Origin of the sequence: Pseudidiomarina sp. CB1 (assembly GCF_024752025.1) — a bacterium.
In the GTDB taxonomy this organism is placed as follows: domain Bacteria; phylum Pseudomonadota; class Gammaproteobacteria; order Enterobacterales; family Alteromonadaceae; genus Pseudidiomarina.
On sequence record NZ_JANTPU010000003.1, the window covers coordinates 89663 to 114304 of the forward strand.

The window sequence follows — 24642 nt, forward strand, 5'->3', positions numbered from 1 at the left end:
AGACGTAACAGACCTTCCTTTTTTGCTGGCTCCCAGTGAGGCGGCACCTTTATTGATCGCAGCTCGCGATAAAACTATTTAATGAACCTTCTTTAGTTAACTTAAGTGAAAAAATATGATGAATACGATTCGTAGTCAGTGGCTAGCGAATATTCGTGGCGATGTGCTCGCGGGTATTGTGGTGGCGCTAGCGCTTATTCCTGAGGCCATCGCCTTTTCGATTATTGCTGGCGTTGATCCAAAGGTCGGTCTTTATGCCTCATTCTGTATCGCGGTGATTATTGCCTTTGTTGGTGGCCGTCCTGGCATGATCTCTGCTGCGACTGGGGCGATGGCACTGCTCATGGTGACCCTAGTCAAAGAGCATGGACTTGAATATCTGCTCGCAGCGACCTTACTGACCGGGGTGCTGCAAATCATCATGGGAGTGTTGAAACTCGGTGATTTAATGCGCTTTGTTTCGCGCTCAGTGGTCACCGGCTTCGTGAATGCTTTGGCGATTCTCATTTTTATGGCGCAGTTGCCTGAACTTACCAATGTGACATGGCATGTTTATGCGATGACCGCGGCAGGTCTTGGTATCATTTATCTGTTCCCGTACGTACCTAAAATCGGCAAGCTGTTGCCGTCGCCACTGGTTTGCATCATTGGCTTAACGGTGGTGGCGATGGTCTGGAACATTGATATCCGCACGGTTGGCGACATGGGTGAGTTACCGGATACCTTGCCGATCTTCTTATGGCCAGATGTGCCACTTAATCTCGACACCTTAATGATTATCTTTCCTTACTCTATGGGGCTTGCGGTGGTCGGTTTACTGGAGTCGATGATGACCGCAACGATTGTCGATGATTTAACCGACACGACCAGTGACAAGAATCGTGAATGTCGTGGCCAAGGCATTGCCAATATTGGTGCTGGCTTATTTGGTGGCATGGCAGGTTGTGCCATGATTGGTCAATCCGTTATCAATGTGAAATCAGGTGGTCGTGGGCGCTTGTCGACGTTGGTTGCCGGTGTCTTCTTAATGGTGATGATTGTGGTCCTTGATGAGTGGCTACGACAAATCCCAATGGCTGCGCTGGTGGCGGTAATGATCATGGTTTCTATCGGTACTTTCAGTTGGGATTCATTGCGCCAAATGCGTAAGCACCCGTTATCGACCAACATTGTTATGGTCACTACTGTCGTGGTGGTGGTGGCGACCCATAACCTAGCGATTGGTGTCGGCGTTGGGGTATTGCTAGCGGCCATGTTCTTCGCCAATAAAATTGGTCACTTTATGCACGTTAGTTCAACCATCGACAATGACGGAACTGTGCGTCATTATCAGGTTACTGGGCAAGTCTTCTTTAGTTCAGCGGACAAGTTTGTGGGGTCTTTTGACTTCAAAGAAGCGGTTGATAAAGTAGTAATTGATTTGACCAAAGCCCACTTTTGGGACATCACCGCCGTTGGCGCGCTTGATAAAGTCGTGATCAAGTTCCGTCGCGAGGGTGCCGATGTTGAAGTGATTGGCTTAAATGAAGCCAGTGCCACCATTGTCGACCGCTTTGGTGTGCACGACAAGCCGGGCGCCACCGATGAAATCATGGGCGGGCATTAAGCTGGCCGAGCAGAGGAGAATACGATGTCTTACGTAATTGGATGCATTGATGCCGCGACTGCGAACACTGCAGTCTGCGAGTATTCAGCTTGGTCGGCGAAGCAGTTATCGGCACCGTTGATGCTTTTACACGTACTCGAAGATCATGCCCGTGAGGTGAGTACCGACGTGACCGGGAATATTGGCCTCGGTACTCGCGAGGGTTTGTTGGAGCAACTTGCCGAGTTGGATGAACAACGGGCGAAGTTGGCGCTGAAGCATGGACATATGGTGCTGGAGCAGGCCGCACAAAAAATTCAGGCGTTGGGTGTTGAGAATGTACATCAACGGCAGCGCCATGGTGAGCTTGCCGAAACCTTGCTCGACATGGAAAGTGACGTTCGACTTGCGGTGATGGGCTTACATGGTGAGGACTCGGTGAACCAACTGCATAAAGTTGGCAGTCATTTGGAGACGGTGATCCGCATGGTACATCGCCCGCTGCTGCTAACCCCAGACAGTTTTAGCGAACCGAAGACGGCGATGTTGGCATTTGACGCTAGCGCAACCACCAAAAAAGGTGTCGAATTGCTGGCTCAAAGCCCGCTATTTAAAGGCATGCCAGTGCATATTGTCATGGTAGATGCGGACACTGCGGATAACCGTGAACGACTTGAGTGGGCGGCGCAACAACTGCGTACTGGTGGTCACGACGTTGCAACAGCGCTGCTTGCTGGCGATGTTGAACAAGCACTGCATACCTACCAAACTGAGCACAATATCGACATGATGGTGATGGGTGCCTTTGGGCATTCGCGCATCCGTCAGTTCTTGGTGGGCAGCACGACCATGCGTATGTTGCAAGAAAGCACAACACCGGTGTTGGTGTTGCGCTAACCTCGTTCTATGTAACTGCGTGCCGCTGTTGATACTGCGGTGCGCGGTAACGCTCTTCCCGCATAATCGCTGAAAGTCGGTCGACGGCTGTGCCGATGTCGGTATAACTGGTGTACAACGGCGTAAAGCCGACGCGTAAATAGTTAGGTGCACGAAAATCGGCAATGACTTTAGCGTCAATCAATGCTTGGCAAATGGCGTACGCTTCAGGATGCGCGAATGACAATTGACTGCCGCGTTCGGCGGTATTGCTGGGCGAGATACAGCTAAAAGTGTCCGCTAACCCGTTGGCGTCGAGTAATTCTAAAAACAACTCACTTAACGCCAGTGATTTATTTCGCAATTCCTGCAAATCAACATCAACAAATGCATCTAAGGCAGCATCGACTGCGCTCATGGCAAGTACCGAAGGTGTGCCACTCAACATCTGTTTGACTGTGGGCGAGGGCCGGTAAATGGGGTCAAAGGCGAACGGTTGGGCGTGTCCAAACCATCCGGCAATAGGCTGCTGCAGCTGTGTCAGATGACGCTCGGCAACATAGATGAAAGCTGGCGCTCCAGGACCACCATTTAAGTATTTATAGGTACAACCGACGGCGAAGTCGGTGCGCCATGCATCGAGCTCCACGGGCATTGCGCCAGCGCTATGCGCAAGGTCAACAATAACCAAAGCTCCTACCGCATGCGCCTGCTCTATCAGTTGCTGCATGGGTAAACGTCGACCGGTGCGGAAGTTAACTTCAGTCAACAAGACGACGGCTGTGGTTTCGTCGATAATGCGCTGCGGTTCAGCGAGTAAGTCAGTCTCGTCAACCTGCTGCAACTGACAACGTTGTTCGCCAAGGAGCTCGCTGAGCCCCTGCACCATGTATAAGTCCGTTGGAAAGTTATCAGCAGTAGAGACGACAGTGCTACGGCCCTTTTGTAGTCGTAGGGCAGCACTAAGCGCTTTAAAAAGGTTAACGGAAATGGAATCGCAACAGATAACCTGCCCCGGCGCAGCCCCAATCAATGGTGCAATTTTATTCCCTACGCTAAGCGGTAAATCGACCCAGTCATGCAGGTTCCAGCTCTTTATCGCATCATCGCCCCATTGCGCTTGTACCACTTCTTGCACGCGCTGCGCAGTTTGATGGGTTAATAGACCAAGCGAATTGCCGTCCAGATAAACCGTGTCTGCGGGGATTTTAAAAAGATTGCGCTTGGCCGCCAATGGATCTTCGGCATCACGGCGGGCAAGGGTGGCGAAGTCAATACTACTCATAAAAGCTTCCTAGTTCTGTGCGCTTAATTCTTTAAGTTGGGTGACGATAGTAAGCCATGCGTGGCTCTGTGGATCAATAACGTCGAAATGGCCAGCACCTGCAAGCCATTGCAGGTGCACGTTGTCGTGCTTGGCGTAGGTACGACTTTGCTGCGGTGGCACAATACTGTCAGCATCGCCGTGAAAAAGATAGACCGACTGCGCTGGTGCCATTGTAGCAGGATTGGCGGCTTGCCACGCAGCGGCGTCCGCACCCTCCATAAAGCTCTTACCCGCTTGTTGGCAGCCATTTTCGCCCTGCGCATAGGTGTGCAGATTGGTAATCGCTGCCAAACCGACGACACGGTCAACAAGCTGCGTGTTTTGCTGTGCCGCGAGCAACGCCAAATGCCCACCGGCGCTGTGTCCCATGAGGGTGACATCCCGCTGTGCGAACGCCTGCTCACCACCAAACTCTGCGACAATACGAGCTAAGCCCTGTTGGACATCGATAAATGTTCCTGGCCAACCGCCGCCGGTATCACCCACCCGACGGTACTCCAACGCCCAGACCTCAAACCCGGCCTCACGTAACGCGCTATTCATGGCATAGGTGTGGTCGATAGCGTAAGCGTTTAACCAGCAGCCGCCATGAATGCTTATGATGACCGGCGTTGATGACTGGTCTTTGCTAGTTTGCCAGCGTTCAACAAACTGTATCGGTGCTTCGCCGTAGTAATTACGTTGGTCGGGTTTGCTAAAGGGGACTTTAAGCACGTCATTAAAACTAACGTTGCTGCGCCGCGGTTGTGCGTCGTGAGCGGTTGGATCCAGTATGGCAGCCGCCGCCGGGCTGAGACTGACTAGGGCAAAAAGAAGTACCGACGCGGTAATGTGATATGCACTTAATTTTTTCATTATACAAGTTCAAGAAAATGGCTTTTTGATGTGATTTTTCCAGCATACAACTTGTAAGTCATTGAGACAATTAGAGTTGCAAAAATTCTCAAAAATGCAGCTATACTTTAGCTAGCAACAGACACCGCAGGAGGTGATTATGCGTACTTTAGTACTCACACTAGGCCTGTTGGGCGTTGCGTTGATCAGCGGATGTTCGAGCACGCACACAGCACAAGCACCAACCAAATTAGTTGTTGATCAGGACTACATCGCAGCAATTGAAGCTGCCTCAAAACGTTCAACAACCCAAAATCGTATTATTTGGGTCAACCCGCCAATGGAATATGTGGCAGATGATGGTACGAAACAACCTCAGCACTAAAGATAAGCTTGGACAGTATTGCTGACACGGACGTCATTTATTTTTGCGTAAACCGAGCCTCAATCGCTTGGTGCAACGCTTTTTTTCCGCCAAGCATAAAGACGACTTCGGCCACCACAAACAGTGGACCTATTGCTAACCCCATAATATCGTCGACAAACGCTGGCTTACGGCCTTCAAAATAATGCCCAATAAACTGAAATAGCCAGCCAATCACAAACAGGCTGATCCCCCACGTAAGCCATACTCCGGTTGCCAAAGCTGCAACTTGTAAACCAAGTATCACCGTGAGCGCAAGTAATAACGTCATGAGGATGCCGAGTGGTCGATCTAAGCGCAGATAAAAGAGTGAAGCCAAAACAGCGACGATCAGCGCAGGTGTGATAAACCAGCCATCAAAAGCCCAGTACGGGCGTGACAGTAGGATTTGCAGCGCGACGACAATCATCGGGATACCGACTAAGTGAGTGGCGATATTGCGACGATCACGATGGTAAGCCGCGTACTCTGCTAAATGGTCGGTGATTGTTTTCATGCTAGCGCTCCGCTTCTTGCTATAATTTTTTGCTACGATAAGTAACTGCTGTCACTATGCAACCTCTAACTACTATAAATAGAAATTAAACAGAAAGGAAAGAACATGCGCGATAAACTGGAACGTCGCTCATTTTTGCTGTTACTGGTATTGGTCAGTATTGCCTTTGGCTTGATCTTAGAACCCTTCTGGGGCGCCATTTTCTGGGCTTGCGCAGTAACGGTCATCTTTGCGCCGATGCAGCGTTGGGTACTCAGTAAAATCGGCGAACGGCCCAATACGGCAGCGTTACTCACCCTACTAGCACTCATGGCCATTGTTGTGATTCCGGTGATTTTACTGACCTCGGCGTTTGTCAGCGAGGGGGTACAGTTCTACCAGCGCATCGAGGCCGGTGAGATTGACCCACGGCAAATCTTACAGCGTTTGCGTGATGCCTTTCCTTGGGTGGATCAGTTGTTGGTGGAATTTGGTGTCGACACCAATAACTTAAGGGAGCGTTTGTCACAGGCGCTCGTGAGCGCGAGCCAGTTTTTGGCCAAAGAGACCTTTACCATCGGCCAGAATACCTTCAGTTTCCTGATCAGCCTTGCGCTGATGTTGTATTTAACCTTTTTCTTGCTCCGTGACGGTAAGAAGCTGGTGCACCTGATCATTAAAGCTTTACCGTTAGGTGACGAGCGCGAGCAAGCGTTGTTTACGAAGTTCGCTGAAGTGACGCGAGCAACTGTAAAAGGCAACCTTGTGGTGGCCATTGTGCAAGGCGCGCTTGGCGGCATCATTTTTTGGATTCTGGCTATTCCTGGACCATTGTTATGGGGCGTGGTCATGGCCTTCTTGTCGCTTATCCCCGCCGTTGGCGCTGCGATTATCTGGTTCCCAGTGAGTTTGTATTTGTATGCGACAGGCGCTTGGATTAGTGCAACCGTGCTAGTGGCCTACGGTGCTATTGTGATTGGCCTCGCCGACAATGTGTTGCGTCCTATTTTAGTGGGGCGTGACACTAAATTGCCAGATTACGTCGTGCTGTTTTCGACCATTGGCGGGATTGCGCTCTTTGGCATTAATGGCTTTGTGATCGGACCTTTGGTAGCAGCGTTGTTTATGGCGACTTGGCAAATCTTCATGAAGGACTTTAATGGCGAGCTGTGATGGCTCGCCGCACCACCATCCCGCGCCGTGCCACCACATAGCGCCGATGATTAGTCGAGCTGCGGTCGCTCATAGCCATGGCTCAAGCCATGCTTACTGAAGACCCATTGCCATACTTGTAAGTCACGCGTGCGGAAGGCACCGGCGCAGGAAAGTAAGTAGTAACGCCACATTCGATAAAAGGTTTCGTCGTAGTGTTTTTGTAGTTCGGGCCAATGTTGCTCAAAGTTAGCGCACCAGGCCATGAGCGTGGTGTCGTAGTCGGCACCAAAATTATGAATATCTTCCGTGCAAAAGAGCTCCCGAGAAGCATCGTCAATATGGCTCAGGCAAGGTAGTTCACCATTCGGGAAAATATAGCGATTGATCCACGGATCGGTACCGCGGACGTCGCGATTACGACCAATCGTATGCAATAAAAACAGTCCTTCATCGGCGAGGCAACGCTGGGCAACGCGCATAAAAGTGGCGTAATTCTTTTGTCCAACATGCTCGAACATACCAATGCTGACGACAGCATCAAAGGGTTCATTGATGTCGCGGTAATCCTGCAAGCGAAACTCAATGGGCAAGCCCTCACAAAGTTGCTGGCCTAATTCAACCTGGGCTTTGGACACGGTAAGTCCCACGCATCGCACACCGTAGTTCTCGGCGGCATACTTCATGAAACTGCCCCAGCCACAACCGATATCGAGCACGCGCATACCGGGCTTGAGTTGCAGTTTACGGCAGACCAGCTCAAGTTTGTCGCGCTGAGCGGCGTCGAGATTCTGCGCGCGCTGCCAGTAACCACAGGTGTACACCATGCGTTCATCGAGCATTGCTCGATAGAGGTCGTTACCTAAATCGTAATGGTGTTGACCGACTTGCCAGGCGCGGCGGGAACTCTGCAAGTTCAGAACGCGTGCCTTCAAATGGTGCCAGAGGAGCTTTAACGGGCGAATATGATCACCAAGATTGGCACGCAGAATGCGCTGAAACAGCACATCGAGCTGCTCACAGTCCCAGTCGCCGCGCATGTAAGCCTCACCAAGGCCAAGATTGCCTCGTGCGAGAACATCGGCAAACATGGCTGTATTGTGTACTTGCAAGTCCCAAGGTCGGGAACCATTCAGTTGTACATCCGCTTGTTGTAACAATTGAGCGATATAAGCTTCAGTTTTCATAACGCCTCCGCAGGTTGCCACTAAGTGTAGCTAAGCTGACAAAAAATGCAGCTAAGCGCAGGAAAGTTCTAGCTTAGTCAGAAACGGACTAGACTATTCATCATTAGCACCGTAGGGTTTCATAAAGAACACGGAAGAGGCAAGGTATGCGTAATCTAGTGATGGTGATTTTAAGTAGCGGCTTGTTGATTGGCTGCGCAACGTCGGTCGAACGCTTTCCAAAAGCGGATCTTGAGCGCAGTAAGCAGGTTGAGTTCATGCAACCTTACGAATTGTCGCGTACTGACGTCGAATTCGTAGATTTAGGTGTGGTGCGCGGCGAGTCTTGCCAGCGGCCATTACTCGACGGCCAAGCGTCGCAAGAAGAAGCCATGATTGCGATGAAATTAGCCGCTGCGGACAAACAAGCGAATCGCATCGTCTTGAAGCGTTGCCAGCAAGATAGTGAAGGTGGTTGCACCGCACGTTGGTGGTGTGAAGGTACCGCTTTTCAAGCGCGACCGTTACAATAGAACAAGCTAAACACTTAGGCTGTGAAGGAGTAGCTTATGCGTAATGCGCACCGTCCGATCGATTTGATTGGGCAGACTGACATGATCCGAGTCCGTTCATTGTCGGAACTTACCGGTTGTGAGATCTGGTTGAAACTAGAGTCGCAAAATCCGGGTGGTTCCATCAAAGATCGTGCGGCCCTGCAAATGATTCAAGATGCGCTGGCGAGTGGTGAACTGGAACCAGGAATGACCGTGGTTGAGGGCACCGCGGGTAATACCGGGATCGGTTTAGCGATTGTGGCGCGGTCACTGGGCCTCAATATGTTGGCGGTGATGCCAAACGATCAATCTCCTGAAAAAGAGCGCATGATTAGTTTGCATGGTGCTCAACTCAAGACGGTTGATCCAGTGCCGTTTCGCGACGATAACCACTTTTATCATACGGCCCGCAAACTTGCCGAAAGCCGTGATGATTACTGGTGGGCCAACCAGTTTGAAAATACCAGTAACGCGCGAGCACATTACCTGACCACGGGGCCGGAAATCTGGCAGCAGACCAACGGTGCAGTGGATATTTTTGTATCGGTTGCCGGAACTGGCGGTACTATCGCTGGTAACTCTATGTATTTGAAAGAACGTAATCCTGATGTGCAAGTTTGGCTTACTGATCCCGATGGCTCTGGTATTTATAGTTTTTTGAAGCAGGGCGAGTATGTTGCCAATGGCGGGTCTTTTACTGAAGGCATCGGCATTATGCGTCTCGTCGAAAACTTTAAACAAGCGCGCGTCGATGCTGCGGTTAATTTACCCGACCAAGACTTACTGGCATTGTCACGTTATGTGCGTGATCAGGATGCGATTGTGTTGGGCAGTAGCTCGGCACTCAACTTAGCCGGTGCGCTGCAAGCAGCGGCGTTACATGGACCGGGTAAAACCATCGTGACGTTTGCCTGTGACCTCGGCGAGCGCTCGGCGAGTAAGCTCTATAATGAAGCGTATTTGAAAAATCGCGGCCTTAACCTCGATCTTGAACCCATCAGTGAAATGTTGGCGCGCTATCGTGATAGCGGTGAACGGGTGTGGTACAAGCCTAGCTAAATGTTAACCGCATGCGGTAACCATCGGCGTGTCCGGGATAGTAGTCCGGAAGTAAATCCACCACTTCAAAGTCATAGCGGCGATAGAGTTCTATCGCCGCTTGATTATCAACTTTAACCTCAAGCGAAAGCGCTGTGGCGCCGTGTCTTTTCGCCAGTTCTATGGCGTGCTCTAACAGCATTCGGCCAACGCCCTTACCGCGCGCAATAGCAGCGACAGCGATGGAATAGAGACGCCACACCTTACTGTTTTTACGCGTCAGCAAGAGGCTGTACCCTTGCAGCTGTTGCTGTTCATAGAGCACAAACAGATGCGCACTTGGGCTAGTGATAAGTCGGCGAAAACTTTGCCGACCAAGCTGACTGTAATCAAATGTCGCCGCCTCAAGGGCAACCAACTGAGTTAAGTCGTCCGTTGTGGCGGCACGCAGTGTCGGGGTCATCACTTTTCATCCAAGCGTCGTGCGAAGTCGCGCATAATAATGTAATAAAGCTCGTCACCCAAGAGTAAGTCTTCAACACCGGCGTCAATGGACGGGTTATCGTTAATTTCAATGATCACCGGTCCTTTGTTGGTAACTTTCATGTCGACACCGTACAGTCCATCGCCGATGAGCCGTGTTGCTTGCAGTGCGGTCTTAATGACTTCTTTCGGTACTTGGTGTACGCCAACGGTTTCAAAACCGCCAGACTTACCGCGACTGCTCGCACTCGCGTGATTGTAGATTTGCCAGTGGTTGCGAGCCATCAAGTACTTGCAGGCGTAAATCGGCCGATTATTGAGTACGCCAATGCGCCAATCGAACTCTGTACGAACAAATTCTTGCGCCAATAAGATCGTCGATTTTTCAAAAAGATCGGCGGCGATCGCCTTAAGTTCGTCGATATTCTCCGCTTTTTCAACCCCAATCGAGAACGATCCGTCGGGGATCTTAAGCACCACTGGATAGCCGAGTCGTTCGCCAATCGCTTGATAGTCAATGGATTGTTGGCTCAGCAAAAGTTCAGTACGCGGCGTAGGAATGTTGTGCTTATCCAACAACTCTTTCAGGAAGACTTTATTGGCACATTGCAGAATCGAATGCGGAGCATCGATCACGACCATGCCATTCGCTTCAGCTTTCTTGGCAAAGTGATAGGTATAGTGGTTGATGCGCGTGGTCTCACGAATAAAGAGCGCATCGAACTCCAACAAGCGATTGTAATCCTCGGCAGTAATAAGCTCCGCGTCAATGTCTGCTTCTTTCGCTGCTTTAATGAATTTCTGCAACGCCTTGTTGTCACTGGTCGGAATCGCTTCTTCGGGATCATGTAAGATCGCCAAGTCATAGCGGTACTCTTTTGGCGTGCGCGCTTTACGCCAGACCCGTTTGCTGAAGCTATCGAGCGCATTCCCGAAAAACGTTTGTTGGGCGTCGTCGAGTTCACCAAGGTGACCAGCACTAATATTGGTGATAAACCAGCGCCCTTGATGGCTGAACTCGACCCACAGAATGGGGCAGGGATAACGGTCAAAAATCTGTCGCGCGAAACTGCTTAGTTGCGGGTTCTCGGCTTGACCAAAGCACACCAGTACGCGCTGCGTTTCAGTGGTGGATTGCTGACCAAGATACTTACTGATCTGTTTATCGGTATTGGCCGGTAGCACCAGTTGGTAGTGTGAGAAGTTCGCCAGATCATTAATCGTGGTTACCGATGGCAGCACGCGCTGTCCGCGGGCCTCAGCGAGTAAACTTACATAATAACCGGTCGACAAATAGCTTAAGTCACCGCACAAATTCAGAATTTGCGCACGTGCTTTGGCGTTTTGCTGGAGTAAATACTCACTCGCGGTAACAATAGATTGGCTTGGGTAGTAAGGTTGCCAATCGGTAATATCATCAAGGATGATCAAGGCTGAATTTTGCATAAGAACTCCGCACTAGAATTGCGCGCATATTTACGGCTAAATTGACGAAAATACAAGTAAAATTTTCATCTAAGCTTTACAAAAAAGGGTAGCAGATAAAAACCATTAAGCTATGCTTAAATGCAGCGTTAACTTAGGGGGCAAATGGATGCTGACTTTATTAGCTAGGCTATTGAAAGCGCTCAATTCTGAGTCCGGCGCATGGGCGTTAGCGATTGCCTTTGTGCTCGGTATGATTATGGGGTTCACGCCGTTATGGCGCGTCCATAATCTGGTGATTTTGCTGGTTGCTCTCCTCTTCCGTGTCAATTTATCCGGCTTTATTTTGAGTTTTGTCCTTTGTTCGGGGCTTGCGTACTTGTTAGACCCTGTTTTCCATTCGATTGGCTTTGCCATTTTGGCCGCTGAGAGTTGGCAGCCGGTGTGGCAGAGTATGTACGACTCAGCCTTTTGGCGCGTGGTGCAATTTCACCATACGATTACCTTAGGGAGCCTCGTTCTAAGTTTCGCCTTTGCGCCTATTCTGGCACTCGTTAGTTTTTGGATTATAAGCCAATATCGCCGGCGTATTCAGGCTTGGTTTAATAAGCTAAAAATCGTGCAGGCACTCAAGGCGAATCGCTTCTACACGATTTATGCGAACTTAAGGGGGTAAGCACATGGAACAGCATACCGTTCGTCGCAGTGCTTTTCGCTGGCCGGGTTTGGTCGCATTTCTCGTTATTGTTGGTGTCATTGCTGCCTTTTCGTGGTTGTTGCTCGACACCATTTTAAAGTGGTCGCTTGAGCGCACCTTGGGCACATTAAATGGTGCCGAGGTAAATATCGCTGAGGTAGACCATCAATGGGTACCGTTAAAAATCCGCATGAGTGATATTCAGGTGACCGACCCAGCGCAACCAGAGTTTAACCGTGTGGCCATCGGCGAAGCTTCTGGTGAGTTAAATTGGGAACAACTTTTGATGGGCCGTTTCCATTTTGAAGAAGTGGTGGGCACTGGGATCCGTGTCCACACTGAGCGTGACAGTGCTGGTGAAGTCTACCAACTACCCGATAAATCGCAGATGCAAAATTGGTTCGGCGAGAACATGGCTGACCTGCAACTGTCGATGCCATCGCTAGACGATGTTATGGCACGGGTGGATTTGCGTACCCCAGCGGCAATCAGTGAAGCGAAGGAAAGTTTTGAAACTCAGCGTCAAAGAGTTTCAGCGTTGATGGAAAAACTCCCGAGCAAAGAAAAACTGAGCCAATATGAAGCGCAGATGAAGGAATTATCTGAAGGTGATATTTCTACTCCTGCACAGTTGCAGCAACGCAAAGAAAAGTTCGAGCAGCTGAAAGAGCAATTTGCCTCGGATCAAAAGGCTCTGAAAGAATTTAAGGACGTTGCCAGTACCGCCGTCGCTGAATTAAAAACGCAAATGCAGAAAGTCAAAGCAGCGCCACAGCACGATCTTGATCGGGTTGGCGAGCTCATGCAATTGAATAGTGATGGCTTAAGTGAAATTACTGCCGTTCTTTTTGGTGAACAGGCGCGACGTTGGGCTGATTACATGTTGCTGGCCTATGAGCAAGTCATGCCCATGTTACAGCGATCAGCCGATGAGACGGCTGTTGAGCCCCCACGCGGTGAAGGCATTTGGTTTTCCTTCACCGGCGCGGATGCACCACCTGATTTTTTAATTAAAAAGGCGCGCACCGAATTTGCTGTGGGGCCAACGGTACTCGATGTCGACTGGGAAAATATTACCCACCAACATGAACAACTTGGACAGCCGACGGTCTTCCGTGCACGAGGGGAAAATAACGACTTGTGGACGCTATTGCAGCTTAATGGTGAGTTGGCACTCACTGCAGAAGGGGTCGATGCGCGGCAACAATGGAAGGTACAGGGCGTTAACCTCGCCAAGACCGCGTTAAGTGAACGTAGCGAACTTGCCGCAACCATTTTATCGGCGCTGTTAGATAGTGAGGGAAACATTGCCTTGCGGGACAGTCAATTTGACGGTAATGCCATTCTGCGCCTTGCGAATATGACCATTGAAGCGAGTGCCGAAAACCAGTGGGCGCAGGTCATAGCGAAGGCTTTAGAGAGCTTAAATCGTCTCGATATTAACGCCGACATCAAAGGTGCGTTAATGTCGCCTGACTTTAAGTTAAGCTCCGATCTTGATCGTCAGTTGGGGCAGGCTCTCAAAGCTGCGGCTATGGACGCTGCGGGCAGTGAACTCACCGAGTTACGCCAACGCTTGACGACGCAGTCAGATGGCTTTGTCGGCGAGTACGGAGATGATTTAAGCGAGTTGTCAGGCTTACTCACCGACGCCGAAAACCGTGAAGAACGCCTCCAAAGCTTACTCGAAGCGAAACTTCAGGATAAGCTCGAAGACAAAGTGAAGGACAAACTCAAAGGCATTCTCGGCGGCAACTAAACTAGAAAAGGGCGCGAAGGCGCCCTTTTTATTCACTCTCCAAAAATGCTCGTAACTCTTCAGCTTTACTCGGAATCGAAAAGAGCCCATCAAGATGCCCCCAGATGCCCTCGATTTCACTGTACTGTGGCTCCTTGCCTTGCTGCTTCAGTACGTCCACCGCTTTTTGAGCGAGATAAGGCTGTAGCAACAAATCATTGGTCGCTGGCATGAACAACGTTTTTGCTTGCACTTTTGCCAGCGCACTGGCTAAGTCACCGTCATGACCAGCGACAAACAGTTGATTCGCCCGAACCAGATAAAGTAAGTGATTACCATCTGCAAGTGGCGCACGGTTGGCGGAGTTCGCGAAAAGATAATCCAGCACAGGAGTGCTGTTCAGGACACTCTCTAACGCGGGTTTTGGCATCACTTCAGGCTGTGGCGCACGCATGTTCATAATGACTGGGTGCATGGCTTGCTGTGTGATCATGGCCAACGTACTAGTAATACCGGTCAATGGCGCTTCGCCACCGTAATAGTCGCCACCGTTAAAGTTAGGGTCGTGCATGATCGGGCGCGCCCAATGTTCAAGCGCCATAATGGTCCACGCATCCATGGCTCCAGCACCAATAACCGAAACCATTCGCTCGACCATATCGGGGTAGGCCACCGACCACTCTAGCGCTTGCAGCGAACCCATTGAGGCGCCAACCACAGCATGCAATTTCGCAATACCTAAGCTCTTGAGTAGCTCGTGCTGCACGTTCACGAAATCACGAATGGTCACTACTGGAAAATCAAGACCGTACGGTTCGCCTGTTTTTGGATTAATTGAAGCCGGACCGGTGGTAATGACGTTAGGGTCGTTGGGAAACGCATTGACTAAGGTATCAGAGCTGATGACGAAATAGTTATTGGTATCAATGGCCTTACCAGGACCGATGATACTGTCCCAATAACCTGGCATCACGTCTTCAGCAGCGTATTTACCCGCGGCATGGCTATTACCGGAGAAAAAATGGGTGATAAGAATCACATTATCTTTCGCATCGTTGAGTTCGCCGTAGCTCTCCCAGCCAATGGTCACTTGCGGGATCACTTCGCCAGCCAATGTCGTGTAGTTGTCAAAGCTAAAACGTTGCTTTTCAACTAACATCGGCGCGGCGGTTTCTTGTGCTGCACAGCTGACGCTGAACAGCACACTGCAAACAATCAGAAAACCAATCAGTAAACGTTGCATAAGGAGCTCCTAGTTAGCGTCCTGAGATTCGATAAGGTAGTTTTGGTAATGCTTACGCAGCTCGTTTTTCACCAGCTTGCCGGTACCAGTGTGGGGTAACTCAGTAACGATGAGTATGTCATCAGGCATCCACCATTTTGCGATTTTACCCTGCAAGAATTCGTACAGCGTGGCTTTATCTAACGCGTGGCCTTTGTTCGCCACCACCAGTAAAAGAGGTCGCTCATCCCATTTGGGATGTTTAACACCAATCACACAGCTTTCATTAACGGCCGGGTGTTGACTACAAATATTTTCGATATCGAGTGAGCTTATCCATTCACCGCCGCTCTTAATCACATCTTTTTTGCGATCGACCACTTTCATGTAGCCTTGCGCATCAATCACCGCGATATCGCCAGTGGCAAGCCAGCCTTCGGCAAAAGTGTCTGGGTCGTCACGTTGAAAGTAGCTACTGGCAATCCATGGTCCGCGCACCCGCAATTCGCCGCTGGTCTCTCCGTCGTGTGGCTGCGGTTCGCCGTCAGCATTGACGATCTGCATTTCCACGCCGAAGCATGCACGTCCGGCGGTGGTTTGGATGCGGTAGCGTTGCTCAGTTGGTAACGCCATAAGACTGGGTTCCGGTGGTGCTGAGCAGGCCAACGGGCCGGTTTCCGTCATTCCCCAAATGGGTTGCCAGTAGACGTCATACTGTTGGTCAAAGGTTTTCACTAGACCAAGTGGTGAGGCTGCCCCCCCGACACAAACGCGCTTCAGCGACGGTACGTTTAAGGATTTTTCACTTAAGTGATTATGCAAGGTCAACCAGATCGTCGGCACCCCGAGCCCAACGTTGACGTGTTCTTTGGTAATCAATTCATGCATGTCGGCGCCACTCATACCACTACCGGGTAACACCAGTTTCGCGCCCGCTAACGGCGCCGCATAAGGTGCGCCCCAAGCACCGGCGTGATACATAGCTACCATCGGCATGAGCACCGTGTTGGCGCGCAAGTCTAATAACTCAGCACTGGCGGTGGCTTGGGCATGTAACACCATCGCTCGATGTGAGCTGAGTACACCCTTGGGATGGCCGGTGGTACCAGAGGTATAGCAAAGTAGCGCAGCGGTGTCTTCATGCAGCGCAGGCCATGTATAGGTTGTGGGCTGGTCAGCAATTAATGGTTCGTAGGCGTACAGTGGTGTAGCCACCGCAGTAAGTGCTGGTTGTTGCTTGCTGTCGGCCAACACAACCACACCCTTCAAGTTCGGTAACTGGGCGACAACATCAGTCGCGAGTTCCGCAAAGCACGCGTCAACGAATAACCATTGCGCATCAGCATCCTGCATGATCCATGCAATTTGCTCGGCCAAGAGGCGCGGGTTGACCGTGTGCAAAACCGCCCCAATGCCACTCACCGCATAATAAAGTTCAAGGTGACGGTAAGTATTCCATGCCAAGGTGGCGACGCGTTCACCGGGCTTGATTTGCAACTCGTCGAGCGCATGTGCAAGCTGGCAGGTGCGCGCATAGCAATCTTGATAAGTGTAGCGATGAATATCACCTTCAATACGCCGACTAACAACTTCTTGCTGCGGGTGACGACGCACCCCATGACGCAGCAGATCAATGATCAATAGTTGGCTCGGCTGCATTGCTGCAGCCATCACCGGTGCGGGTTCTTGGGTTGTTTCAAACATGAATAACGACCTTCGCTTAAAACAGTTGAACTTAGAAGAAGTTGAACAACGCAATTGCGATGCTCAAGCCAATAAATGGCACTACCACTGTCACCGCAGCCACCGGCCAGTAGGCCGCCTGATGCGTTTCATTACAGATAGCGCGAATGGTCGTGACTACGTAGCCATTGTGTGGCAAGGAATCTAACGCGCCCGATGAAATTGCCACGATACGGTGGAGTTGGTCGGGATTGACGCCTTGGTCCATATAGTGCGGACCAATTTCCGGTAAGGCTATTGCTTGGCCGCCCGAGGCTGACCCAGTGAGGCCTGCTATCACGCTGACAGCCACCGCGGCGCCAACGAGTTCGTTGCCAGGCAAGCTGGTCATGAAGGTAACGGCGTCGGCGAAGGCCGGCGTCACTTTGGCAATACTGCCAAAACCTACCACGGCCGATGTATTACCAATCGCAATCAGTGCACCGGTTGAAGCTTCGCCGACTGCCCGTGACATATTCTGAAAATAGCGAAAGTTAATGACCGCAATGGCTAAAACGCCACCGCTTAAGGCGATAATCAGGGCATTTTGTTTCAAGTCTTCATGGAAGAGAAAGCTTAACGTCAGCACTACGATTAACGGAACCAAACCACTAATGGGCGAGGGCAATTCCCGTTCAACCAGCTCAGGATCGCTAGCGCGTTGCTGAAAGCTTTCACCTCGCGACACCGCGGCCTTGATCATTTTAGATAGCCACCAATAACCAATGACGAACATGATGACGGCGACCACTAATGATACCTCCCAGGCTGCATAGGGAGAGGTGCCGAGGTATTGAATCGGGATCCAGTTTTGAATTTCTGGCGAACCGGCAGAGGTCATGGTGAAGGTTACTGAGCCGAATGCCAGCGCGGCCGGAATAAACCGTCGTGGTAAGTCAGCATCTTTAAAGAGTGCTAATGCCATGGGGTAGACCGAGAAGGCAACGACAAAAACACTGACACCACCGTAGGTCAAAATGGCGCAGGCCAAAACGACGGCGAGTACTGCTTGTTTCTTGCCGAGTTTGCCGATAATCCAGTGGGCTACGCTGTCGGCGGCACCGGTATCTTCCATGAATTTACCGAAGAGTGAACCCAGTAGGAACATGAAAAACCAAGCGGCGACAAAACTAGCAAAGCCATCCATGTAGGCACTGACGAAGTTAATGTCACCTTGAAATAAGGGAACACCGCTGGTGAGCGCTACAATGACGGCGCATAATGGCGCGCTGATAAAAAGGTTCATGCCGCGCAGCGTAAGTACAATAAGAAGCACTAGGCCGCCGACTAATCCAATCATGCTTAACATGCATTACCTCGTTGTTATTATTTTTGACAGCAACATCATGCGTGAGACGCTGTTTAATTTACATAGTACTAACGTACAGAATACAAACTTGATTCTTTGCGCTAGGGTAAGCCTGCCATAAAAAAAATGTGCTCCGAAAGCACTTAACGATAACAGTACAACAATAACAGTTACCGGGAGAATGACACCATGAGTCAACCCAAGTTTCGACATTCCTTATTGGCCTTAGCAGTAGCGTCAGTGGTCAGTATGCCTGCGTACGCTCAACAAGATGAGCAAAGCGAAGAAAACGAAGCGAAAGCCTTAGAGCGTATTGAAGTTACCGCCCGCCGCAAAACTGAAAGCTTGCAAGATGTGCCAGTCTCGGTGTCATCGTTTAGTGCTGGTGATTTAGAAGAAGTGGGTGTTGAAGACATTACTGAGCTGCAGCAGCGGATTCCCAATGCAACGATTCAAGTCAGTCGCGGCACCAACTCAACATTAACAGCTTATATTCGCGGCGTCGGACAACAAGATCCACTGTGGGGCTTTGAACCAGGTGTTGGTGTTTACATTGATGATGTTTACATCGCACGGCCACAAGGCGCAGTTCTTGAAGTTTTTGACCTCGAACGCATCGAAGTGCTGCGCGGACCGCAGGGCACGCTGTACGGCAAGAACACCATCGGTGGTGCACTGAAATATGTGACTAAAGAACTCACTGGTTATGACGAGTTATCGGTGCAAGGTACCGTTGGCAGTTACAACCAACGCGATCTTAAAATTTCTGGTCAGACGGCCCTCGGCGACAACTTTTATGTAGGGGCGGCGATTGCCTCGTTACAACGTGATGGCTTCGGCGAATACGTTAATACCGGCGATGACAACTACAACAAGGACTTGTTGACTTATCGTGTTTCAGCGAAATGGCTGATCAATGACGCTATGGATCTGAAGTTTGCGTATGACAAAACCGAAGATGAGTCGAACGCGAAAGGCGCTTACCGCTTGCAAACCAGCGCCGTTACAGGGCAAGAGCCGTATGCTGATGTGTATAACTCCAACACAGCAATGCCGGTTGATAATTTAGTTGAGACTGAAGGTTGGTCGTTGACCTTCAACTGGGATTTCGATGCGAACTGGGGGTTCAAATCGGTGACTGCAAGCCGTGAAGGCTACACTAATACCAATATCGATTTTAACTCGACCGGTGAACCGATCTTCATGGTCCCAGCGATTTATGAAGATGAGCAATTTACGCAAGAGTTCCAGTTAAGTTATAGCAACAATCGTGACTTTGATTTTGTTGGTGGTGTTTACTTTTACGATGGCGAAGCCTGCGGTGTGTTTGGTACCGTCCTTCCTATGTATCTTGCGGCGTTCGGTGGTGTTACCGTGGATAACGGAGGCTGTGTAGATACCGATAGCTTGGCTTTCTATGGTCAAGGTACCTACCAAATGAATGACGACTGGAGCCTAACGCTTGGCGGTCGTTACACCAAAGACGAAAAAGAAGCTGATGTCTTCCGTTACACCTATTTAGGTGTGCACTATATCAATGACGGTACTGTCGGTACTGCCTATGACCCAGCGCAAGTTCGCGCTGCCTATGGCGACCCGTTTGCAGTGAACTCTGAGTTCAATAGTGGCGGTGACTGGAGCCGCTTCTCGCCGCATGTTGCAGTGAACTACCAAGCGACTGATGACGTGATGTTGTATGCGAGCTACAGCAACGGCTTCAAGTCGGGTGGTGTGGATATGCGCGCGGATAAGTCGCTCAACCCCACCATTGATGAGCCTTACGATCCAGAAATCGTCGACACCTTCGAGTTTGGTATGAAGTCTGAATTACTGGACGGCCGCATGCGTCTGAACAGTGCGGTGTTCTTCTCGGACTACACCGACATGCAGGTGACTGTGCAACGTGTTGTGGAAGCAGGTATCTCTTCACAAGTCCTGAATGCCGGTGAATCGACCGTAAAAGGTTTTGAAGTTGAGACCGTCTTTGCCGCAACCGACAGCCTGAACTTTACAGCGATGTTGGGTTACATCGATGCTGAATTCGATGCCGTTGTCTACACCGAGCCAGCGACTGGAGAGACCACCGATGTAACGGATGCATGGTCATTCCAAAACACCCCTGAACTCACCTACAACCTCGGTTTCAATCAAACCTTTGAGTTGGAAAGTGGACAGATCGTATGGTCGGGTAACTATGCGTTCCGTGATGACGTGCAAATGTTTGAAGCCGCCTCGCCGCTTGACCAAGACAGCTATGGTCTCTTGAATACAAGTATCGTTTGGTATTCAAACAGTGGTCAGTGGAATGTTGGGCTACATGGTAAAAACCTAACCGACGAAGAGTATCGTGTTGGTGGTTATAACTTCGGCCCAACCTTCGGTGATGACGCTGTCGTTGGCTTCTATGGCGACCCGCGTACCATCTCCCTGTCAGTGGGGTACAAGTTCTAAGCCCCCTGTTACAAGTGGTTACTTACTATCGGTGAGTTGATGGTAGGTAACCACTGACTTTTCTTTCTGGACACGCTAGCATGGTCATCAGTCTTAACCAATCCGAAACATCTATGGCTCGTGCAGTTATTGCTGATGATCATCCTTTATTTCGTGCAGCGTTAAAGCAAGCGCTGGTGGAAACCCTTTCCACTGATATCGCTGAAGCAGCAAGCTTTCCGCAGTTACTCGATGTTTTGCAGCAACAACCGCAACTTGAGTTGGTGCTGCTCGACTTATCGATGCCTGGCAACAAAGGTTTGTCGGCGATAACTTCGCTACGGAGCCGCTACCCAGACATCCTTGTGGTGGTGGTGTCGGCCAATGAGCAGTTGTCGGTGATTCGGCAGGCGATGGCCTTTGGTGCCAGTGCCTACATTCCGAAATCCATGCCGCTCGCTGAGCTGCAGGCAGCGATTCATCACGTGCTCGCTGGTGACACCTGGTTACCTGCGCATTTGCGCGACGCAGTCGCCAATAATGAAGCAACGCCTGAAGTGGATTTTGCGCAACGTCTAGAACTCCTGACGCCACAGCAATACCGGGTGCTCGAATGTTTAGCCGACGGCTTATTGAACAAGCAAATTGCCTATGAGCTGAACGTCCAAGAAACAACTATCAAACAGCATGTTTCGGCTATTCTGCGCAAGCTGGAAGTGACCAATCGCACGCAAGCCGGAATTGTGTTTAAGCAAATGTTGAGTGTTCCCGATCGTCATTCTTTGGTTGCTGACAACCAAGATTAATTCTGCAGATAACGCTTCAAAAGTCTCCGCAGCGCCGCTGGCTTTAAGGGTTTTGGCATAAAGCCAGCCTGCGCGGCAATCGCCTGTTCGCGCAGCACCTCATCTGGATCAGCGGAAATGACAATCGCATCAAGCTCCGCAAGTTGCGGTTGCTGGCGCAATTGATGAAGCACTTCAATGCCAGTCACGTTATTGTCCAAATGGTAATCGACGATTAATAAGTCAGGTTGTGCTTGGCCAGCATCATGTTGCAAGTTATCGGCGTTAACTGCACTGGTAACCTCAGCCCCCCAGCTTTCCAATAGCTGTTGCACAGCGGCCAGCATGCGCGTGTCATTATCGATAAGCCAGAAAGACCTGCCTTGCAAAAAGCTTGCCTCGCTGATGGGGTGGGGGGTAGCTATGGGAACGCTGGTGCTCCGCCAACGCTCGACGGGCAGCAACATCGAAAAGTCAGTACCTTGGCCGACCTTAGAGTTCACCTGCAGAGGAATCTCCAGTAGTTGCCCGAGGCGTTCGACAATGGCGAGTCCTAAGCCGATGCCTGGATTATCGCCTTGCGGCGAAACTTGATGAAACTCACGGAAGATCGCCTTCAGTTGATCCGGAGGAATGCCTTGACCACTATCGATAACATGCACACGGGCCGCCTTGTCAGAACGCCGACAGCCCACCAAAACTTTCCCTTGATGGGTGTAGCGAACCGCATTGGAGAGCAAGTTCTGTAACATCCGACTGAGCAGTTTACGGTCGGTGTAAACTTCCGCATTACAAGGAACATAGTGAATTTGCAGGCCTTTTTCGGCAGCGATAACACGCTGTGCCTCGACCACTGGCGCTATAACCTCATGCAAGTTTACGCGCTGCTTATTGACCGGTAAGTTACCCGCTTCCAGTCGCGTCATATCCAGCAACATCGTCAGCAGCTCCTCGGCATTTTGTAACGACTGTTGGATTTGCCGAGCAAGGACGCCGTGCTCGCCATCAAGGCGTTGGCGCAACATGTCACAGAATAGCGTTGCGGCATTAAAGGGTTGCATTAGGTCATGACTCACCGCGGCGAAGAAGCGCGTTTTACTCTCGTGCGCCCTTTCCTCAGCTTGTTTAGCTAACAAGAGCTGTTGGGTACGATCGGCGACGCGTTGTTCGAGTTCACGGTTGATGTCTTCGAGCTGCTCTTGCGCGGCCACCAAATCGGTAATATCTGTGTACGTCGTCACAAAACCGCCGCCTGGCATCGGTGCGCCTTGTAATTCGATATGGCGTTCGCCTTGCTGTCGTTGATACCGATAAGCGCTGCCTGAGCGCAGGTAATTCAAACGCTTGTCGACTTCACGCTCAAGATCAGCGGCGTGGCCACTTCCGAGTAAGCCGCGTTGTGCGTTGTAGCGCAGGAGCTCGGCGACTGGCATACCGGCATTGAGAAAGCCTTTCGGATAGCTGAAGATTTCCTCGTAACGTTGATTCCAGGCGACCAAACGTAAATCTTGGTCGACCACACTAATGCCTTGCGGAATATTCTCTACCGAGGCTTGTAATAATTCGCGATTGAATTTGTAGAGTTGCGAGGCTTGTGTGGCCCAGTTGACAACCTGCGAAATCGGCATCGCTGGCTGCTGGGTGACGGCTTCCAACAAAATCCGACTGGCGGCACTACCAATGACCGCTGCGAGCTCGCGCTCAACCCGGGCCAATATCGGTGTGGGCACCCAGTCTTCGGTGTCGGCACTGGTAAGATCAAGTTGCGCACGCTGCTGCAGTCGCTCAATCTCAACCGAGTCAAAAAAGCGCGCCAGAACTTGTCGCAACCGTCCCCAGTTGATGGGCTGATGTTGATAAAGCTCTTGGTGATGCAAGGTAGGGTTAGTCCAGTCGCGGCGCTGACTTGGCGGGGTCCGTAAGGTCGTCAACCATGACACCGCAAGATACAAGCCTAAGTTACAGCCCAGACTCAGTAGCACACCGTTCGCGAGTTCCACATCGAGTAAATCGCGCGAACTCGCCAACGAGGGCCAAAAGAGTAACCAGCCCCACAATGCGGTACCAGCCAGCAAGCCACTGACCACGCCATAATAACTACCGCGTCGCCAGACGAGGCCGCCGAGCAATGCTGGAGCCAGTTGCGCAAGGAGAGCCAAAGAGAGTAAGCCGGCGTTAACCAGCGGCAAATTCGCTTCGGTGAGTTTGTGAAAACCGAACGCTAAGACGATGATGGTGGCGATGGTCGACCGACGAATCGTTAAGATGCGATTCGGTGTGAAGGTCAATTTACGGAGTTTTCGCTGCGTGAGTTTTAGCCATAGCGGCATGATGACATCGTTCGACATCATGATGCTGAGCGCGAGTGTGGCGATAATCACCATGCTGGTCGCCGAAGCCAGGCCACCGATAAAAGCGACCGCAGTAATTGTTGGTTCATCGGCCAGCAGCAACAGTTGTAGCATGAAGGTGTCTTGCTGGGCTGCTTGCGGCACCAGTAACAGACCGGCAAGCGAAATGGGCAAAATAAATAAGTTAATGGCGAATAGGTAAAGCGGAAAAGCCCAGCGGGCGGTACGCAATTCTTCTGGGTCGGTGTTCTCGATGTAACTCACGTGAAACTGTCTTGGCAAGCAGAACATCGAGATCGCACCCAGCAGCACATGGGTAACATAGATGAAGGCGCCGTTGGGTTTGCCCTGCATCACCGTAGCTATTTCCGGTTGTTGTGCGGCTTGGGTAAATAGGTCGCCGACGCCATCAAACATGGTGTAGCTAACAAACAAGCCAACCAGTAGAAATGCGCCGAGCTTGATAACCGATTCAAAAGCAACCGCATCCATAAGTCCAGAATGCTGTTCAGCGAGGCTTAGGCGGCGGGTACCAAACAAGATAGCAAAGCCCATCATGGCTAAAGCGACGAGTGCGGCAACGTCACCAAACCACGGCAAGGGTTGGTCGACTAACCCGGTAACGGTGGCGAAGCTCCCGGTGACGGCGCGCAGTTGCAATGCGATGTAGGGGACGATGCCAATCAGCGCAAGCAGGGCCACGACGATAGCAAGGCTCGATGACTTGCCGTAGCGGTGGCTAATCACATCAGCAATCGAGGTGAGGTTCTTTTGCTTACAAACATGTAGTAAGCGCATTTGCACGCGATGAGCGAACAAAAAGACCGCGATTGCGCCTAAATACGTCGGTGCCATCGACCAGCCGTAATAGGCAGACTGCGTGATGGTGCCATAAAACGCCCAGGTGGTGCAGTGGATGCCTTGGGCGAGGGCATAGCGATAGGGCTTGATTTCATTCGGTGTTTTGCGTTCACCACGATAGGCGATACTGTAGAGCAACGCGATATACAGTATGGCAAGTATAACGGTGAGCGACGTGGGTAACATGG

The 24642-nt window shown here is 50.9% G+C and carries 20 protein-coding genes; 10 read left to right on the forward strand and 10 right to left on the reverse strand.

Annotation, left to right across the window (positions count from 1 at the left end):
* Positions 1-115 precede the first annotated feature (115 nt).
* Both NV375_RS11645 and NV375_RS11650 read left to right on the forward strand, forming a co-directional pair.
* Positions 116-1606, forward strand: a complete 1491-nt coding sequence (locus NV375_RS11645) for a SulP family inorganic anion transporter (RefSeq protein WP_258808363.1) — start codon at positions 116-118, stop codon at positions 1604-1606.
* 24 nt (positions 1607-1630) lie between these two features.
* On the forward strand, positions 1631-2482 hold the full coding sequence (locus tag NV375_RS11650) for a universal stress protein (RefSeq protein ID WP_258808364.1): 852 nt from the start codon (positions 1631-1633) through the stop codon (positions 2480-2482).
* 7 nt (positions 2483-2489) lie between these two features.
* Here NV375_RS11650 and kynU read toward each other — a convergent pair whose 3' ends face one another.
* Both kynU and NV375_RS11660 read right to left on the reverse strand, forming a co-directional pair.
* The gene (gene kynU / locus NV375_RS11655) at positions 2490-3737 is read right to left on the reverse strand and encodes a kynureninase (protein WP_405035624.1); all 1248 of its coding nucleotides are present in this window, start codon (positions 3735-3737) and stop codon (positions 2490-2492) included.
* Between the two features lie 18 nt (positions 3738-3755).
* The gene (locus NV375_RS11660) at positions 3756-4643 is read right to left on the reverse strand and encodes a S9 family peptidase (protein ID WP_258808366.1); all 888 of its coding nucleotides are present in this window, start codon (positions 4641-4643) and stop codon (positions 3756-3758) included.
* Between the two features lie 139 nt (positions 4644-4782).
* Here NV375_RS11660 and NV375_RS11665 point away from each other — a divergent pair, with 139 nt between their 5' ends.
* Positions 4783-5007 carry a hypothetical protein gene (locus NV375_RS11665; RefSeq protein ID WP_258808367.1) on the forward strand — a complete coding sequence of 75 codons (225 nt, stop codon included), beginning with the start codon at positions 4783-4785 and terminating at the stop codon, positions 5005-5007.
* A gap of 37 nt (positions 5008-5044) precedes the next feature.
* Here NV375_RS11665 and NV375_RS11670 read toward each other — a convergent pair whose 3' ends face one another.
* The gene (locus NV375_RS11670; RefSeq protein ID WP_258808368.1) at positions 5045-5542 is read right to left on the reverse strand and encodes a DUF962 domain-containing protein; all 498 of its coding nucleotides are present in this window, start codon (positions 5540-5542) and stop codon (positions 5045-5047) included.
* A gap of 105 nt (positions 5543-5647) precedes the next feature.
* Between NV375_RS11670 and NV375_RS11675 the strand changes: the two genes are divergently transcribed.
* Complete coding sequence (locus tag NV375_RS11675) at positions 5648-6694, forward strand: AI-2E family transporter (RefSeq protein ID WP_258241089.1); 1047 nt, start codon at positions 5648-5650, stop codon at positions 6692-6694.
* Positions 6695-6744: 50 nt separating this feature from the next.
* Here NV375_RS11675 and cfa read toward each other — a convergent pair whose 3' ends face one another.
* On the reverse strand, positions 6745-7860 hold the full coding sequence (cfa, locus tag NV375_RS11680) for a cyclopropane fatty acyl phospholipid synthase (RefSeq protein WP_258808369.1): 1116 nt from the start codon (positions 7858-7860) through the stop codon (positions 6745-6747).
* 146 nt (positions 7861-8006) lie between these two features.
* On the opposite strand from cfa, the gene rcsF reads away from it, so the two are divergent.
* Both rcsF and NV375_RS11690 read left to right on the forward strand, forming a co-directional pair.
* Positions 8007-8372 carry an Rcs stress response system protein RcsF gene (gene rcsF, locus NV375_RS11685; protein ID WP_258808370.1) on the forward strand — a complete coding sequence of 122 codons (366 nt, stop codon included), beginning with the start codon at positions 8007-8009 and terminating at the stop codon, positions 8370-8372.
* A 36-nt stretch (positions 8373-8408) separates the two neighbouring features.
* The gene (locus NV375_RS11690) at positions 8409-9452 is read left to right on the forward strand and encodes a cysteine synthase A (RefSeq protein ID WP_258808371.1); all 1044 of its coding nucleotides are present in this window, start codon (positions 8409-8411) and stop codon (positions 9450-9452) included.
* Here NV375_RS11690 and NV375_RS11695 read toward each other — a convergent pair.
* On the reverse strand, positions 9445-9894 hold the full coding sequence (locus NV375_RS11695; protein ID WP_258808372.1) for an N-acetyltransferase: 450 nt from the start codon (positions 9892-9894) through the stop codon (positions 9445-9447). The two genes, NV375_RS11690 and NV375_RS11695, sit on opposite strands and share 8 nt — an antisense overlap.
* Positions 9894-11360 (reverse strand): RimK family protein, encoded by a 1467-nt coding sequence (locus NV375_RS11700; RefSeq protein WP_258808373.1) that lies wholly within the window; start codon positions 11358-11360, stop codon positions 9894-9896. The genes NV375_RS11695 and NV375_RS11700 overlap by 1 nt, the downstream gene beginning before the upstream one ends.
* A 148-nt stretch (positions 11361-11508) precedes the next feature.
* Between NV375_RS11700 and NV375_RS11705 the strand changes: the two genes are divergently transcribed.
* The gene (locus NV375_RS11705) at positions 11509-12015 is read left to right on the forward strand and encodes a TIGR03546 family protein (protein WP_258808374.1); all 507 of its coding nucleotides are present in this window, start codon (positions 11509-11511) and stop codon (positions 12013-12015) included.
* 4 nt (positions 12016-12019) lie between these two features.
* The gene (locus tag NV375_RS11710) at positions 12020-13795 is read left to right on the forward strand and encodes a TIGR03545 family protein (RefSeq protein WP_258808375.1); all 1776 of its coding nucleotides are present in this window, start codon (positions 12020-12022) and stop codon (positions 13793-13795) included.
* A gap of 28 nt (positions 13796-13823) precedes the next feature.
* Here the strand turns inward: NV375_RS11710 and NV375_RS11715 are convergent, their stop codons facing one another.
* From NV375_RS11715 to NV375_RS11725, 3 genes are read right to left on the reverse strand one after another with little or no spacing between them, the layout of a single operon-like run.
* Positions 13824-15017, reverse strand: a complete 1194-nt coding sequence (locus tag NV375_RS11715) for a homoserine O-acetyltransferase (protein WP_258808376.1) — start codon at positions 15015-15017, stop codon at positions 13824-13826.
* 9 nt (positions 15018-15026) lie between these two features.
* The gene (locus NV375_RS11720) at positions 15027-16700 is read right to left on the reverse strand and encodes a long-chain fatty acid--CoA ligase (protein WP_258808377.1); all 1674 of its coding nucleotides are present in this window, start codon (positions 16698-16700) and stop codon (positions 15027-15029) included.
* Between the two features lie 31 nt (positions 16701-16731).
* Positions 16732-18027, reverse strand: coding sequence for a GntP family permease (locus tag NV375_RS11725; RefSeq protein WP_258808378.1), 1296 nt, complete (start codon positions 18025-18027; stop codon positions 16732-16734).
* Positions 18028-18216: 189 nt separating this feature from the next.
* Here NV375_RS11725 and NV375_RS11730 point away from each other — a divergent pair, with 189 nt between their 5' ends.
* Together NV375_RS11730 and NV375_RS11735 are read left to right on the forward strand one after the other, a co-directional pair.
* A complete protein-coding gene (locus tag NV375_RS11730; RefSeq protein ID WP_258808379.1) occupies positions 18217-20478 on the forward strand; it encodes a TonB-dependent receptor in 2262 nt (753 codons plus the stop codon).
* A gap of 113 nt (positions 20479-20591) precedes the next feature.
* On the forward strand, positions 20592-21263 hold the full coding sequence (locus NV375_RS11735; RefSeq protein ID WP_126773883.1) for a response regulator transcription factor: 672 nt from the start codon (positions 20592-20594) through the stop codon (positions 21261-21263).
* Here the strand turns inward: NV375_RS11735 and NV375_RS11740 are convergent.
* Positions 21260-24640, reverse strand: coding sequence for a PAS domain-containing hybrid sensor histidine kinase/response regulator (locus NV375_RS11740; protein WP_258808380.1), 3381 nt, complete (start codon positions 24638-24640; stop codon positions 21260-21262). The two genes, NV375_RS11735 and NV375_RS11740, sit on opposite strands and share 4 nt — an antisense overlap.
* Between the last annotated feature and the right edge of the window lie 2 nt (positions 24641-24642).

Coding starts and splice junctions, on each gene's coding strand:
- NV375_RS11645 (WP_258808363.1), top strand. CDS start 116: ATGATGAATACGATTCGTAGTCAGTGGCTAGCGAATATTCGTGGCGAT.
- NV375_RS11650 (WP_258808364.1), top strand. CDS start 1,631: ATGTCTTACGTAATTGGATGCATTGATGCCGCGACTGCGAACACTGCA.
- NV375_RS11660 (WP_258808366.1), bottom strand. CDS start 4,643: ATGAAAAAATTAAGTGCATATCACATTACCGCGTCGGTACTTCTTTTT.
- NV375_RS11665 (WP_258808367.1), top strand. CDS start 4,783: ATGCGTACTTTAGTACTCACACTAGGCCTGTTGGGCGTTGCGTTGATC.
- NV375_RS11670 (WP_258808368.1), bottom strand. CDS start 5,542: ATGAAAACAATCACCGACCATTTAGCAGAGTACGCGGCTTACCATCGT.
- NV375_RS11675 (WP_258241089.1), top strand. CDS start 5,648: ATGCGCGATAAACTGGAACGTCGCTCATTTTTGCTGTTACTGGTATTG.
- cfa (WP_258808369.1), bottom strand. CDS start 7,860: ATGAAAACTGAAGCTTATATCGCTCAATTGTTACAACAAGCGGATGTA.
- rcsF (WP_258808370.1), top strand. CDS start 8,007: ATGCGTAATCTAGTGATGGTGATTTTAAGTAGCGGCTTGTTGATTGGC.
- NV375_RS11690 (WP_258808371.1), top strand. CDS start 8,409: ATGCGTAATGCGCACCGTCCGATCGATTTGATTGGGCAGACTGACATG.
- NV375_RS11695 (WP_258808372.1), bottom strand. CDS start 9,894: ATGACCCCGACACTGCGTGCCGCCACAACGGACGACTTAACTCAGTTG.
- NV375_RS11700 (WP_258808373.1), bottom strand. CDS start 11,360: ATGCAAAATTCAGCCTTGATCATCCTTGATGATATTACCGATTGGCAA.
- NV375_RS11705 (WP_258808374.1), top strand. CDS start 11,509: ATGCTGACTTTATTAGCTAGGCTATTGAAAGCGCTCAATTCTGAGTCC.
- NV375_RS11710 (WP_258808375.1), top strand. CDS start 12,020: ATGGAACAGCATACCGTTCGTCGCAGTGCTTTTCGCTGGCCGGGTTTG.
- NV375_RS11715 (WP_258808376.1), bottom strand. CDS start 15,017: ATGCAACGTTTACTGATTGGTTTTCTGATTGTTTGCAGTGTGCTGTTC.
- NV375_RS11720 (WP_258808377.1), bottom strand. CDS start 16,700: ATGTTTGAAACAACCCAAGAACCCGCACCGGTGATGGCTGCAGCAATG.
- NV375_RS11725 (WP_258808378.1), bottom strand. CDS start 18,027: ATGTTAAGCATGATTGGATTAGTCGGCGGCCTAGTGCTTCTTATTGTA.
- NV375_RS11730 (WP_258808379.1), top strand. CDS start 18,217: ATGAGTCAACCCAAGTTTCGACATTCCTTATTGGCCTTAGCAGTAGCG.
- NV375_RS11735 (WP_126773883.1), top strand. CDS start 20,592: ATGGCTCGTGCAGTTATTGCTGATGATCATCCTTTATTTCGTGCAGCG.
- NV375_RS11740 (WP_258808380.1), bottom strand. CDS start 24,640: ATGTTACCCACGTCGCTCACCGTTATACTTGCCATACTGTATATCGCG.